The sequence below is a fragment of the Solirubrum puertoriconensis genome, from assembly GCF_001483135.1.
GTDB lineage: Bacteria > Bacteroidota > Bacteroidia > Cytophagales > Hymenobacteraceae > Solirubrum > Solirubrum puertoriconensis.
In genome coordinates this window covers 498,044-511,981 of record NZ_LNAL01000008.1, presented here as the reverse complement: position 1 = coordinate 511,981, position 13,938 = coordinate 498,044, and the positions used below count along the sequence as shown (strand labels likewise).

At 54.4% G+C, this 13,938-nt stretch carries 11 protein-coding genes; 3 read left to right on the top strand and 8 right to left on the bottom strand.

Annotation, left to right across the window (positions count from 1 at the left end; genetic code table 11):
- Nucleotides 1–89: 89 nt before the first annotated feature.
- The 7 genes from atpA to ASU33_RS16345 all read right to left on the bottom strand — a co-directional run bounded on the left by atpA (nt 90) and on the right by ASU33_RS16345 (nt 5,124).
- Complete coding sequence (gene atpA / locus ASU33_RS16375; RefSeq protein ID WP_059071917.1) at nt 90–1,667, bottom strand: F0F1 ATP synthase subunit alpha; 1,578 nt, start codon at nt 1,665–1,667, stop codon at nt 90–92.
- A 9-nt stretch (nt 1,668–1,676) separates the two neighbouring features.
- Entirely contained in the window at nt 1,677–2,234 is a 558-nt protein-coding gene (atpH, locus tag ASU33_RS16370) for an ATP synthase F1 subunit delta (protein WP_059071916.1), read from the bottom strand.
- An 88-nt stretch (nt 2,235–2,322) separates the two neighbouring features.
- Nucleotides 2,323–2,817 (bottom strand): F0F1 ATP synthase subunit B, encoded by a 495-nt coding sequence (locus ASU33_RS16365; RefSeq protein ID WP_059071915.1) that lies wholly within the window; start codon nt 2,815–2,817, stop codon nt 2,323–2,325.
- Between the two features lie 153 nt (nt 2,818–2,970).
- On the bottom strand, nt 2,971–3,231 hold the full coding sequence (atpE, locus tag ASU33_RS16360) for an ATP synthase F0 subunit C (protein WP_059071914.1): 261 nt from the start codon (nt 3,229–3,231) through the stop codon (nt 2,971–2,973).
- 65 nt (nt 3,232–3,296) lie between these two features.
- Nucleotides 3,297–4,373 (bottom strand): F0F1 ATP synthase subunit A, encoded by a 1,077-nt coding sequence (gene atpB / locus ASU33_RS16355; RefSeq protein WP_059071913.1) that lies wholly within the window; start codon nt 4,371–4,373, stop codon nt 3,297–3,299.
- Nucleotides 4,374–4,402: 29 nt separating this feature from the next.
- A complete protein-coding gene (locus tag ASU33_RS16350) occupies nt 4,403–4,813 on the bottom strand; it encodes a hypothetical protein (protein WP_059071912.1) in 411 nt (136 codons plus the stop codon).
- Between the two features lie 56 nt (nt 4,814–4,869).
- On the bottom strand, nt 4,870–5,124 hold the full coding sequence (locus ASU33_RS16345; protein WP_216818573.1) for an AtpZ/AtpI family protein: 255 nt from the start codon (nt 5,122–5,124) through the stop codon (nt 4,870–4,872).
- Nucleotides 5,125–5,338: 214 nt separating this feature from the next.
- On the opposite strand from ASU33_RS16345, the gene porW reads away from it, so the two are divergent.
- The 3 genes from porW (at nt 5,339) to uvrC (ending at nt 12,821) form a co-directional block, all read left to right on the top strand.
- Entirely contained in the window at nt 5,339–8,353 is a 3,015-nt protein-coding gene (gene porW, locus ASU33_RS16340; protein ID WP_149867274.1) for a type IX secretion system periplasmic lipoprotein PorW/SprE, read from the top strand.
- A gap of 110 nt (nt 8,354–8,463) precedes the next feature.
- Nucleotides 8,464–10,803, top strand: a complete 2,340-nt coding sequence (locus ASU33_RS16335) for a penicillin-binding protein 1A (RefSeq protein WP_078063193.1) — start codon at nt 8,464–8,466, stop codon at nt 10,801–10,803.
- A gap of 194 nt (nt 10,804–10,997) precedes the next feature.
- Nucleotides 10,998–12,821 (top strand): excinuclease ABC subunit UvrC, encoded by a 1,824-nt coding sequence (uvrC, locus tag ASU33_RS16330; RefSeq protein WP_059071908.1) that lies wholly within the window; start codon nt 10,998–11,000, stop codon nt 12,819–12,821.
- Nucleotides 12,822–12,929: 108 nt separating this feature from the next.
- Here the strand turns inward: uvrC and porN are convergent, their stop codons facing one another.
- Nucleotides 12,930–13,913, bottom strand: a complete 984-nt coding sequence (gene porN, locus ASU33_RS16325; protein ID WP_059071907.1) for a type IX secretion system ring subunit PorN/GldN — start codon at nt 13,911–13,913, stop codon at nt 12,930–12,932.
- Nucleotides 13,914–13,938: the final 25 nt, after the last annotated feature.

Here is a 13,938-nt window from a genome sequence, read left to right as displayed (position 1 = left end):
GCAAGTTGTCAGTTGTTAGTCCGGGCTTGCAGGATCTAGGCCCCTTACACCCTAACAACTGACAACCGACAACTGACAACTACTAAACCTTACTTGTAAGAAGCCGACAGGTCTTTGATAACCTGACGGATGGTGCCCGTAATGTTGTCGTCGAGCTTACCAGCCTTCAGGCCAGCCAGCACGTCGGCATGACGGGTGTTCATCACCTGGGTGAATTCTTTCTCGAACTCACGCACGCGGTTTACCGGAATAGCGTCGAGCAGACCGTTGGTAGCAGCGTAGATGATGGCTACTTGGTCTTCAACTTTTACCGGCGAGAACTGCGGCTGCTTCAGGATTTCGAGGTTACGACGGCCGCGCTCGATGGTAAGCTTGGTCGATGCGTCGAGGTCCGAACCGAACTTGGCAAAAGCCTCCAGTTCGCGGAACTGGGCTTGGTCCAGCTTCAGCGTACCAGCCACTTTCTTCATCGACTTGATCTGAGCCGAACCACCTACGCGCGATACCGAGATACCTACGTTAATGGCCGGACGGATACCCGAGTTGAACAGGTTAGTCTCTAGGAAGATCTGGCCGTCGGTAATCGAAATTACGTTCGTCGGGATGTAAGCCGATACGTCACCAGCTTGCGTCTCGATGATGGGCAGAGCCGTCAGCGAACCACCGCCTTTCACCAGACCACGCAGGCTGTCGGGCAGGTCGTTCATGTTGCGCGCGATGTCGTCCGAAGCGTTGATCTTGGCGGCACGCTCGAGCAGGCGGCTGTGCAGGTAGAATACGTCGCCAGGGTAAGCTTCGCGTCCGGGAGGACGACGCAGCAGCAGCGACACCTCGCGGTAAGCAACAGCTTGCTTCGACAAGTCGTCGTACACAACCAGAGCCGGACGGCCCGTGTCGCGGAAGAATTCGCCGATAGCGGCACCCGTGAACGGAGCAAAGAACTGCATCGGAGCAGGGTCAGCAGCCGAAGCCGAAACTACCACCGTGTAGTCCATAGCACCTCCGCGCTGCAGCGAGTTTACGATCTGGGCTACCGTCGAGGCCTTCTGGCCAATGGCAACGTAGATACAGAAAACAGGCTCGCCGCGCTCGAAGAACTCGCGCTGGTTTAGGATGGCATCAAGCGCAACCGTCGACTTACCCGTCTGACGGTCGCCGATGATTAGCTCGCGCTGACCACGGCCAATCGGAATCATGGCGTCGATAGCCTTGATACCCGTCTGCAGGGGCTCGTTTACCGGCTGACGGAAGATTACGCCCGGAGCCTTACGCTCCAGCGGCATGTCGTACAGCTCGCCAGCAATGGGACCACGGCCATCGATGGGTTGGCCCAGCGTGTTAACCACGCGGCCCACAATGCCTTCGCCTACTTTAATCGAAGCAATTTTGTTGGTGCGGCGCACGGTAGCACCCTCGCGAACTTCGCTGTAGTCGCCGAGCATTACGGCACCTACGTTGTCTTCTTCGAGGTTCAGAACCAGTGCCTGCAGGCCGTTCTCAAACTCAACCAGTTCACCCGATTGTGCTTTCGAAAGGCCATAAATGCGGGCTACCCCGTCGCCAACCTGCAGCACCGTACCGACTTCTTCGAGTTCGGCTTCGGACTTGAAATTGGACAACTGCTCCCGCAGAATGGCGGATACTTCATCCGGACGTACTTCTGCCATGATGCTGACTTATAGTTGGGCTTGGTAGGGGTTCTCTTTGAAGGTAGTGCGTAAGCGATTGAGGCGCGTACGTACCGAATCGTCGATCTGACGGTCGCCGATGCGCAGGATGAAGCCACCAATGAGGGCGGGATCTACTTGTTCCTGCAACAACACTTGGCCACCCGTCTGACCGACCACCAAACGCTCCACTTGTGCGCGGAGTTCAGGCGTGAGCGGCGTAGCCGTTGTAACCGTAGCCGTTTGGACACCACGAAGCGCATTGTACTGGTTCAGGAACTCCGGACCAATAAACTCAAGTGCGTTTTCGCGGTTTTTCTGCGTAATGATGGTGAAGAACCGCATGGTAAGGTCCGACACCTTGCCGTCAAACAGCCGCCGCAGGATGGCCAGCTTCTTGTCGTGCTGCACAATAGGGTTGCGCAGCAGCAGGCGCAGGTCGCGGCTACCCTCCAGCGTATTGGAGAACAGTTCGATGTCCTGCTTTACCGTATCCAGCGTACCCTGCTCTTGCGCCAAATCCAACAAAGACTTGGCGTAGCGGGCGGCGACTCGTAGTTCAGACATTGTATTGGGGCTTGGGGTTTAGGCTTTAGGGCTTGGCTGACCTAGGAGCAGGTGCTAACACCTAAGCCCTATAACCTAAGACCTTCGACTAGTTCAGTTTTACCTCTTGCAGGTAATCGGTTACCAGTTGCTTTTGAGCAGTGGCATCCGTCAACTCGCGACGCAGAATGCGCTCGGCAATATCGATCGAAAGCTGAGCGGCCGTGTTCTTAACTTCGGCCAAAGCAGCTTGCTTTTCGTTCTGGATGGCTTCGCGGGCCTGCATGATCATGCGGGCTCCTTCGTCGGTCGCCTTCTGCTTTGCCTGCTCAATCAGTTGTTCGCTGATGGTAGCAGCCTCTTTCAGAATACGGTCGCGCTCCTGACGAGCCTCGGCCAGCAACTTTTCATTGCCAGCTTTCAGCTGCTGCATTTCCAGCTTAGCCTGATCGGCTTGGCGCAGAGCGTTTTCGATGGATTCTTCCCGCTCGCGCAGACCAGCCAGAATGGGCTTCCACGCAAACTTAGCCAGCAGAAATACCAGCAGCAGGAAAACGACAAACTGCCAGAACAGCAGGCCAAAATCGGGGGTAATCAGATTCATGGCGTTGGGGCAATGCGTGTGGGAAATGAGCGACGGTGGATAGCAAAGAAAGCTCGCTAAATCCGAGAGCCGCCTCTTTGTTTCAGTTACACCAATACGGCCGCCTGCTGCCCTGCCAAAGCAAGGCTACAGGCGGCCGCCTATGGGTGACTGTTATTGCAGACGCAGAGCTACCAGCAGGCAGACTACGACGGCGAACAGGGTGGCGCCTTCAATAAGAGCGGCCGCGATGATCATCGCCGTTTGGATACGGCCCGAAGCTTCCGGCTGACGGCCGATGGCTTCCATGGCGCTGCCGCCGATGCGACCAATGCCGAGACCAGCACCGAGGATAGCCAGACCAGCACCCAGGCCGGCACCCATAACGGCCAGACCAACAGCATTAACGACCTGCAGCAACAGAGTGAGCAGCATAACAGAGGGAGTTAGGAGAGTGAGAAAAAAGTCAGGAAAAACAAAAAAGGGGAATGTCGTCAGACTTAGTGATGCGCAGCCGGTTTGCTCATGTCTTCGCCGCCGATCTGTATATCAGCATCGTGGTGGTGCTCCTCTACCGCACCGCCGATGTACATGGCGGACAGCAAGGTGAAGAGGTAGGCCTGCAGAATGGCTACCAGCATTTCAAGCACGTTGATGAACAATGCGAAACCTACACCTAGGGGCGAAACAGCCACGCTCTTAAAAATGAAGATGAGCGAGATGAAGCTCAGCACGATGATGTGACCTGCCGTGATGTTGGCAAACAGACGCACCATCAGCGAGAACGGCTTGGTGATAATACCAATCAGTTCTACCGGAATCATGATAGGTAGCAGCCACGTAGGCACACCCGGCGTTGCAAAAATGTGGCCCCAGTAGTTCTTGTTCCCGCTGAACACGGTGATGAGCAATGTCAGCAGAGCCAGCAGGAAGGTGATGCTGATATTGCCGGTAAGGTTAGCGGCACCAGGCATCAGGCCCATTAGGTTGTTGAACCAGATGAAGAAAAACAGCGTGAGCAGATACGGGAGGTAACGCTCGTATTTCGGACCAATATTGGTTTTGGCTACGTCGTCGCGAATGAACGCAATGATGGGCTCGAAAAACGACTGGATACCACGAGGAGCACGACCGTGGTTCTTCTTGTAACCTCCTGCTACCGAGAAGAAAACAACAATCAGAAGCACAGCGCTCAGCAAAAGCGAGGCTACGTTCTTGGTGATTGAGAAATCGTACACCTTGCTGCCATCTTCGGCAACCAAGTGCTCGTGCTCAAGCTTTAGGCCGTTGTAGGTTTCGCCGTGGGTCAGCTTGCTCGAAGAGAATACCGACAGGCCTTTGCTCGGCTGATAAGCAATAACTGGCAGTGGCAGGGTGATATGCGTGTGGCCAATCGTGGCGAAGTGCCATTCGTGCGCATCAGCAATGTGATGCAGGATCATTTCACCCGGCTTGAACTCGCCTTCTTCGGTGGCTTCCACCTGCGTGGCAGAGGTGGATGGCACATCGCCGTGATGCTCCTGCGCAAAAACCGGCAACGTCAGAATCCAGAAGAAAAGGAGCAGAAACCGCTTCATTCAGTGAGATTTAAGGCCTACTTAGCGCATTATTGCGCATTGTCGGAGCCCGGTTTTGAAAACGGGCGCAAGTTAGTCACGACGTTCCAGACTTCAAACCCGGTGTAGAGAAAATACAGCAGGAAGAACAGGCCCAGAAAAGTCCAAGTGTTGTTGCCGTCCTTAGCGCCCCCTGTTACTAAATAGCCTACAACTATTACCATGGCGAGTACCAACCGCAGAGCGGTGGTGCTAAACCAAGCTGTCATTAAACTATCGGGCTTACGCTGCACGGCCCGGTACGTGAGCCAAAAGGTGAAAGCAGTAAGCACTACGTAAAACAAAAGCAGGTAATCGGCGTGGGGATGCACCACAGTCGTGCCATACCGCTGCCGCAAGAAGTACAGCAAAGCAGCTAACGGCACCGAAAACAACAGCAGGTTGCGGAAAAAGCGATTCACGTTGGGAGGTAATACAAACCTGCCGAGGCAGATATGAGCTTGGTTTTACGGGCTACTTACTTTTCGGAAACAGCCCGAATGACCTGGTACATGGCAATGAATACGCCGAGCAAGGTGAGCACAATAGTGCCCCAAGGCTCCCAGCCCATCTTCTTATCGAGCGTGACGCCTCCCCAAGCGCTAAGCCCTATCACGACCAACATCTGCATACCTACTCCGGAGAACTTGCCGATTTGACGGCGGCGTTCTGCATCGGATTCGGGTTCAAAAGGAGGTTGTGTGTTGGGCGCAGCCATGAGGGTTGGTAGCAAGCGGACGACAAAGGTACGGTGCGCCGAGTTAATGCTTGGCTATCAGTTTAGCCTATGTACGTAGGCTGGCTGGGCTAGCCAGAGGCTGGCACAATTTTCCCGTACTTTTACTTGCATTGTAGCGTTCTAGGAGGATTACGACGCTTCCGAACAAAATGATGGTCGGTCAGCGTTTTGCTCACACTGCCTTTCACCCGCCTGCTTTCTGCTGCTCGTGTCGAATTCTTTGCGCATTACTTGGGTACCCGTTGCTGGTTTAGCTTTTGCTGGCGCCGCCTTGTTGGCTGGCTGCTCGGCTGAACGCCACAACGTAGTCGCCCGCACCTACCAGAACATCACAGCTCGCGACAACGGCTACTTCCTGGCGCGTGAGAAGATGCGGAGCGTGGAGGCCGCTTTGAACAAGGAGCGCCCCAACGATTACAACCGTACGCTGCCGCTACTGCCAGTAGTTGATTCGGTAAAGGCTTTGCAGCTAACGGGTGACATGGATGATGTCGTGAAGAAAGCATCGTTGCCTATTCAGCGCCACGGTACTAGCGACTACACCGACGACGCCTATATCCTGATTGGTAAGGCCCGCTTCTACAAACGCGAGTTTGAGGAGGCACTCAAGACGTTTAAGTATGTGAATACCACCAGCAAGGATGCCAATGCTCGGCACGAGGCGTTGATCTGGTTGATGCGTACTTACATGGCCACCAACGAATGGGAAAATGCTACGGCCGTATCCGATTTATTAGATAAGGAGGCGGGCACTTTCGAGAATGCTCGTGAGCTTTTCCTGACGCGCGCCCAATACTATATCAGGCAAGCCGACGAACGGCTGGCTATCGAGAACCTTAGCAAGGCCATTCCTTATATAGATAAGAAGGACGAACGCTCGCGCACACGCTACGTGCTAGCGCAACTGTACCAGAATACCGGGCAGGACAAAGAAGCGTACGCGCAGCTTAATAGTATACTGCGGCGTAATCCGCCCTACGAGCTTGATTTTTTTGCCAAGCTGATGCTGGGGCAGGTATCGGACCTGAACCAGCAGGACCGTACGCGGCTGAACAAGTATTTCACCAAGCTGCTGAAGGACCCTAATAACCGCGGGTACCGCGATAAGGTGTACTACGAAATGGCGCGCCTGGAATATCGTCAGCAGCGTTATGATGAAGCGTTGAAGCTGCTTAATCAATCGGTGCGCCTGAACAGCACGAACCGAGCGCAACGCGGCTATGCTTACCTACTGGCGGGACGTATTTATTACGAAAATCTGCAGAAGTACCGCCCAGCGGCAGCGTATTATGACAGCACCACGCAAAGCTTACCTAGGGAGACGCCAGAATTTGCAGCCATTGTTGAGCGACGTGATGTATTGCGCGAGTTTGCTCAACAACTAACCACGGTTGAAACACAAGACAGTTTGCTCACGCTAGCTCGTTTGGATACAGCTACCCTACGCACCCGCATGGTTGCTTATGCCGATGCCGAGCTGTTACGCCGCAAACAGGCGGCCGAACGCCAGGCTGCTTTGGCTGCCCGCGGCGTGAATCAAACGGCCTTAGGCCAAGATCCAACCCGCGCCGGTAACCCCGATGTCGATCCGTTGGCTTTTGCTAGTGCTTCAACGGGCCGCCTGTGGTATTTTGATAACCCAACAGCCTTGGGCACAGCGCGTGCCGATTTCGAGCGGCTCTGGGGTAACCGCCCGCTTACCGACAATTGGCGCCTGAGCAGCTTGGCTACTACTGGTGCACCGGTGCCGGGTGCCAATACCCCGGTCGCGGTACGGGGCGCCGATGGAAGCGTGGTGAATCCTGCTGGTGCTGCTTCGGCTCAACAAGCTACCCCCACCGACGAGCGCGCTGCTTTGCTAGCTCAGTATCAGCAAAGCATACCGGCTACGCCTGAGCAGCAAAAGCAAGCCGAGAGCAAAGTATTGGAGGCAATGTTTGCCCTAGGTGCCATTTACAACCAGCAACTCAAAGAGCCCGCGAAGGCGGTGCAAACCTACGAGCAACTGCTGCAGCGCTTCCCGAACAGTCCGCACACGGCCGAAGTGTATTACAGCTTGTACTTGCTGTACAAAGACCTAGGCGACGCCAAGGCAGAGACCTATGCCCAACGGCTGCGGCAAGAGTTTGCTAACTCCTCGTACGCCCGCCTCGTAGCCGACCCCGAGTACCTGCGCCGCACCTCGGTAGCCAATGAGCACATGGCCGTTCGGCTCGATTCGGCTTTTGCCTTGTACAAAAAGCAGGAGTTTAAAAAAGCCAACGCTGCCTTAGCCCGGGCCCGCAAGCAATACCCCGAAACCGACCTGAACGACCGCGCCGAGTACATGCAGTTGCTGCTAACACTGCGCACCCAACCGCCCGCTAAGCATAAGGCCGAAGTCGAAGCTTTTGTGAAGAAGTATCCCGAGAGTGCACTAGTACCTAGGGCGCAAGAGCTGCTTGGCACCTACGGCCGCTACGAGAGCGGCCAGTTAGCCGGCGCACTGGCCTCTACCGAGAAGCCTTCGGTATCGTTCTTCCGCCCCGGCGAGGTTGATAACCGCGTGCGCATTTTGTACAAGGAAAACGAAACGCCTGCCGTGGCACTAAAGCCTGAGGCCAAACCGGTACCCAAAGCGGCCGCTGCGCAAGCAATTACGCCCCCGGCTACTCCGAAGGAAGTAGCTAATACCCCTCCTCCCCAAGCTGCCCCCGCGGCAACCACTGCGAAAGCTGAGCCCACAACCGGCAACGCGCCTGCTACGCCTACCCCTGCCAACAACGCCCCAGTTCCCTCGCAGCCCGCTCCTGCCGGCAGTCCGGCCAATGGTACCAACACTCCTGCGCCGGCTACACCACCTGCCGAACCTTCACCGTACCGCGCCGATGTAAATGCTCCGCACGCCGTGGTAATAGCTTATCCCAAAGACGCGGCTGCTTTTGCCGAGCTACAAAACCAGCTCACGGCTTACAACAACCGTTTCTTCAAGGCTAACAACTTACAGGTGCAGGCACAGCCCCTAGGTACCGACCAGCAGTTGCTGGTTGTGCAGGCCATGCCTAACTCCAAGGTAGCCCTCAACTACGCCCTAAAGCTGCGTGGGCCGCAAGGGCCGCTGATGAAGTTCCGCAACGCGGGTTACCAATCCTTTCTCATTGGTATTGATAATCTGCCGGTGCTTTTGTCGCGCGGCAACCTAGAGGAGTATTTGCGCTTCGCCCAGCCTGTTTATTCGAAGTAACTTTGCGGCACGAGCCGGTTGGCTGCACCCTAGGTGGTTTGCAAGGGTTGGTTGCCAAGCAACTAACCAACCGGCACCCATGCACTTGTTTTTGAGGTACCACTCTCCCAATGCCTACCGTTTCACGGCCTAAACCTGCTCATCGCCCCAAGCCCAACCGCCCCGAGCGGTTTGGCGCAGTTACCCGCACGCTCTGGATGTTGTTTGGCGCAGGTGTGCTGGCAGCCATCCTGTTTGTGCTGGCAGTAAGCATCAACTTCCTGAACTTGTTTGGGAGCATGCCCAACCTGCGCACACTTGAAAACCCCAAAAGTGAACTAGCGTCAGAGGTGTATTCGGCCGATGGGGTACTAATGGGCAAGTACTTCCGCGAGAACCGTACCCCTGTGGAGTACGAAGACCTAAGCCAACATACCGTTGATGCTTTGGTAGCAACCGAGGATGCACGCTTCGAGGAGCACTCGGGTATTGATGCCAAAGCCATGATGCGCGTGGCCTCGGGGCTGGTGCTCGGCGGCAAGAGCGGCGGCGGCTCTACGCTCAGCCAGCAGCTGGCCAAGATGCTGTTTCGCACGCGCGAAGATCTCAACGACGGCAAACTGAACGATGTACCGGGTTTGCGCATGCTCATCACCAAAACCAAGGAATGGATTTTGGCGGTGCGGCTCGAGCGCAACTATACCAAGCGCGAGATTCTGCGCATGTACCTTAACCAGGCCGAGTACGGGTCCAACGCTTACGGCATTTACACGGCGGCCAAAACCTTCTTCAACAAGAAGCCAAAGAACCTGACCCTGGAGCAATCGGCTTTGCTGGTGGGCCTTGTAAACGGCCCTACGGTATTTAACCCGGTCCGTAACCCCGAGCGCAGCAAAAAGCGCCGCGACTGGGTACTGGGCCAAATGAAGAAGTACAATTACCTCGACGAGGGCACCTACGCTGCCGCGGTAGCTAAGCCCATCAAGCTCGATTACAAAGTTGAAAACCAGAACGAGGGCATTGCGCCGTACTTCCGGGTTGAGGTGAGCAAAATGCTGCGTAACTGGGCCAAGGAAACGGGCTACGATCTGTACGCTGATGGTCTGAAAATTTACACAACCATCGACTCGCGCATGCAGAAGTATGCCGAAACTGCGGTAGCTGACCACATGAAACTGCAGCAACGGTGGTTTGATACGCACTGGAAAGGCCAACAGCCGTGGCGCGATGAGAATGGACGCCTTATCCCGAATTTCCTTAGCACCTCCATTCAGCGTACGGAGCGGTACAAATCGCTGTATACTCGCTTCGACGGCAACAAGGACTCCATCAAGTACCATTTGAACAAGAAATACCGCATGAAGGTATTCACGTGGAATGGTGGGGAGAAAGAGGTGACGATGTCACCCATGGATTCGCTGGCGTATTATAAACGCCTGCTGCACGCCGGGTTTATGGCCATGAACCCACTGAACGGCCACATCAAAGCGTGGGTGGGGGGCATCAACTTTAAGTACATCAAGTACGATCACGTAAAACAGGGCAAACGCCAACCTGGCTCCACCTTCAAGCCGTTCGTATACGTAGCTGCCATCGACCAAGGCTACTCCCCGTGCTACCAACGGCCCGACGTAGCTACTACCTTCCCGGCCGTAGCTGGCCGTGCGGCCTACACGCCCAAAAACTTCGAGGGCGGCTTTTCGGGCCGCACCTTTACCCTTCGGCAAGCCCTGGCTCGCTCGATGAACTCCATTACGGCCTGGCTGGTGCAAAAGTTAGGTCCCGAAACCATTGTGGCATACGCCAAGCGCCTAGGTATTACGTCGCCTATTGAGGCCGTACCAGCGGTGGGCTTTGGGTCCTCCGATGTCAGCATCTACGAGCTGTCGGGCGCATACAGCACCTTCGTCAACAAAGGTGTTTGGACGGCGCCCATGATGGTAACGCGCATCGAGGATAAGAACGGCAACGTACTGCGCGAGTTTGTGGCGCAAACCAAGGAAGCCCTCAACGAGGAAACCGCCTACCTGATGACGTACATGATGCGCGGCGCAGTAGAAGAGCAAGGCGGCACCTCCATCATCTTGCGCAACGGCTTCAAATTTCCCCATCAAATGGCCGGCAAAACCGGTACCACCTCCAACTACTCCGATGCTTGGTTTATGGGCATGACGCCCGATCTGGTATGCGGCACGTGGGTTGGCGGCGAAGACCGTAGTATCCACTTCCGCACCGGTGCTTACGGCCAAGGTTCGCGCTTAGCGCTGCCCATCTATGGCCTGTTCATGAAGCAAGTGTATAAGAACAACAAGGAAATCGGCATCAGTACCGGCGAGTTTCCGAAGCCACAGAAACCCTTGGACATCGAAATCGACTGCTCGCGCTACTACGGCGCCCAGCGTGACACTATCCCGTACGAGCAGAAGCTTAACCAGGTGGATATTCAAGACTTAGAAGATCAGGATATTTAACATCATAGCTGCAGCAACAAAACAGCCCCGCTTGCAAAGCAAGCGGGGCTGTTTTGTTGCTGCACGGTCCCTAGGTATTCACCAGACAGAGTCTTTCAGGATTGTACCCGAACTGTGCATTTCGGATGAATTCTGTCAACCTCCTTGTTGTTTTGGTAGTTTAAAACTCTGCTTACCTCCGCTACTACTTCTCTATGGCTGCCCAAGCCCACTTGCAAGAGCAAATCCGACATCTACCCCACCGGCCGGGTGTTTACAAATACTTCGATGCCGAAGGGCGTATCATCTATGTTGGCAAGGCCGTTGACCTTCGTAAGCGGGTAAGCAGCTATTTCACGAAGCAAGACCACAACAAGAAAACTCAACAGCTCGTCAAGAACATTGAGCGCATTGAGTTCACCATTGTTGATTCGGAATCCGACGCGTTTCTGCTGGAGAACAACCTTATCAAGCAGCATCAGCCCAAATACAACATCCTGTTAAAGGACGGCAAAACGTACCCGTATTTGTGCATCACCAACGAGCGGTTCCCGCGCGTGCTGCCTACCCGAAACAAGATCAACGACGGTTCGCGCTACTACGGCCCTTACGCAAGCGTAACAGGCATGAACTTGATCTTAGAGCTTATCCGGGCGCTCTATCCGCTACGTACCTGCACCTACAACCTCTCGCCCGAAAACGTGGCTGCCGGCAAGTACAAAGTGTGTTTGGAGTATCACCTAGGCAATTGCAAAGGTCCTTGCCAAGACCTCATTGACGAGGACACTTATAATCAACACATCCAGCAAATCCGCAACATTCTATCGGGCAACCTTTCGGTAGCTAAAGGCTACTTCAAGGAGCGTATGATGGAAGCTGCTATTGATCAGCAGTACGAATTGGCTCATCAGTTCAAGCTGAAGCTGGATAAGCTCGATGACTTCCAGACTAAGTCGATGGTTGTGAATCCTTCTTTGTCTAACATCGACGTGTTCAGCATTGCTTCCAACGAGAAGTCCGCTTTCATCAATTATCTGAAGGTGATGAACGGCTCAATTATTCAGACTCAAAGTCTTGAGGTACAGAAGAAGCTTGATGAGAGCGACGCTGAGATCTTGGCTCCTATGGTTATGCAACTGCGGCAGGAGTTTGAAAGTGAATCGAAAGAGATTTTAGTTAATGTAGAACTACCGTCGTTGCCTCTGCCCAGTGTTAAAATTGCTGTTCCCGAAATCGGTGACAAGCGTAAGCTGCTGAATCTTTCGATTAAGAACGTTCTCTATCTCCGCAAAGAGAAAGAGTCCATGAATGAGAAGTCAAAGGATGTAAACGAGGTACGCGTTATGGAACAGGCCAAAAAAGACCTGCGCCTAAAAGACCTTCCGCGTCACATCGAATGCTTTGACAACTCTAACTTTCAGGGCGACAACCCGGTGGCAGCTATGGTATGCTTTCGGAATGCTAAACCCAGCAAAAAGGACTACCGCCACTTTCACATCAAAACCGTGGTGGGCCCCAATGACTTCGACTCCATGTACGAAATCGTGACGCGGCGCTACCGTCGTTTGCTAGATGAAGGGGCCAGCTTGCCCCAGCTCATCGTAGTCGACGGCGGCAAAGGCCAGCTGGGCATGGGCGTAAAAGCCCTCAAGGACCTAGGGCTGTGGGGACAAATTCCTATTATAGGCATTGCCAAGCGCTTAGAAGAAATCTACGTTCCTAACGACCCGTTGCCGCTGTACATCGACAAGAAAAGCGAGACGCTGCGCCTTATCCAACGCATGCGCGACGAGGCGCACCGCTTTGGCATCACGTTTCACCGTTCTCGGCGTGATGCAGCCACGTTGAAGACCGAATTAACCGACGTAAAGGGTCTAGGTCCAGTAACGGCTGATAAGCTCCTAAACAAGTTTAAATCGGTTAAGAAAATCAAAGAACTTAGCGAATCCGAGTTGATAAGTGAAATCGGCAAAGCCAAAACCAAAGTTCTCCTCGACTATTTCGCTCAGCAAGATCAACCCGCACCTTCGGCCGAGTAACGGCGGCCACTACTAACTCCTTACCAACCTCAGTCATCCGGACCTAGGCGACAAACAAAAAAGCCCCTGCAGCAAGCAGGGGCTTTTTTGTTTGTCGCCTAGGTGAGCTTAGAAGCTCCACAGGCTGTATTCATACTCGATTAGATCGGCAGCGGCTTGCGAAGCAGCCAGAATGCCTTGTTGCTGACCGCCGTAGATTTCGTCGAGGCGCGAGTCGCTCGGGTTCGAAACCTTTACAATGTAGGAGTTAAACAGCCAGAGCTCGAAAGCGTCAGCCAAGTTCTTGTGCTGCGCATCGTTCTGCGGGTTGAACCAAATGGCTTTGTCGGGGTTGGCACGGAAGACACGAACCAGATCTGCGTACTTGAAGGTACCAATCGGCCGTTCAATACCCGACGTGTTAGAGCTCAGCGTAGCCGGTACCAACAGCGTAATAGACTTGATGTCGTGGTACATTCTCGACCGCTTCTTGTCGAAGATCATGTCCTCCTTCAATTCCATCTGGTAGATGTCTTTGAAGCGGTACTCGTAGCTAGGTGGCCCAGCGGGCTTAGCAGGAGCTGCAGACGCAACGGGGACCTTCTCCATGATGGTCTTACCGTTTTTGTCTTTCATGATCTTGCCATTTTTGTCGCGCTTAGGTTGCGTTTTGGTAGCAGCCGACGACTTTTTAGGAGGTGCGCCCCAAGCATCGTCGCTACTGCCAAAACCAGTGTCTTCCTGCGTAAAGCCAGCTGCTTTTTCTTCAGCGCTCAGCTCGTTGGTAGCTTCTGCGTAAGAAAAGTTGGTAGTCACCTCGGTCGGCGTGAAGGTCGAAGTCAGCGAATCGTTACGGTAAGCTTGTAGCTCACCGCGCTTCACTGCTTCCAAAATCACGCGGCTGATTTCTTTGCCCTCGGAGAACATCGGCTTGTTCTGCTTTTCCCGCAGGTCGATAGCACGCCACACGGTTTTGCGGAACATGATGTCCGAGTTGGGAATAGGCCGGTACGAGCCGTTGCTGCTGGCCGTAGTGGCTTGCTCTTGCGCCGACGCCGAAACCGACAGCGACAGGCTGGCCGCCAGTGCGGCGAAGGATAAGAACTTATTCATGTGAGGGAAAGGCAAAAAGCCCAGC

Bases quoted from the DNA above. Each gene is read 5' to 3' on its own strand.
- ASU33_RS16335 (WP_078063193.1), top strand. From the start codon at position 8,464: ATGCCTACCGTTTCACGGCCTAAACCTGCTCATCGCCCCAAGCCCAAC.
- porN (WP_059071907.1), bottom strand. From the start codon at position 13,913: ATGAATAAGTTCTTATCCTTCGCCGCACTGGCGGCCAGCCTGTCGCTG.
- uvrC (WP_059071908.1), top strand. From the start codon at position 10,998: ATGGCTGCCCAAGCCCACTTGCAAGAGCAAATCCGACATCTACCCCAC.
- ASU33_RS16365 (WP_059071915.1), bottom strand. From the start codon at position 2,817: ATGAATCTGATTACCCCCGATTTTGGCCTGCTGTTCTGGCAGTTTGTC.
- atpB (WP_059071913.1), bottom strand. From the start codon at position 4,373: ATGAAGCGGTTTCTGCTCCTTTTCTTCTGGATTCTGACGTTGCCGGTT.
- atpA (WP_059071917.1), bottom strand. From the start codon at position 1,667: ATGGCAGAAGTACGTCCGGATGAAGTATCCGCCATTCTGCGGGAGCAG.
- atpE (WP_059071914.1), bottom strand. From the start codon at position 3,231: ATGCTGCTCACTCTGTTGCTGCAGGTCGTTAATGCTGTTGGTCTGGCC.
- atpH (WP_059071916.1), bottom strand. From the start codon at position 2,234: ATGTCTGAACTACGAGTCGCCGCCCGCTACGCCAAGTCTTTGTTGGAT.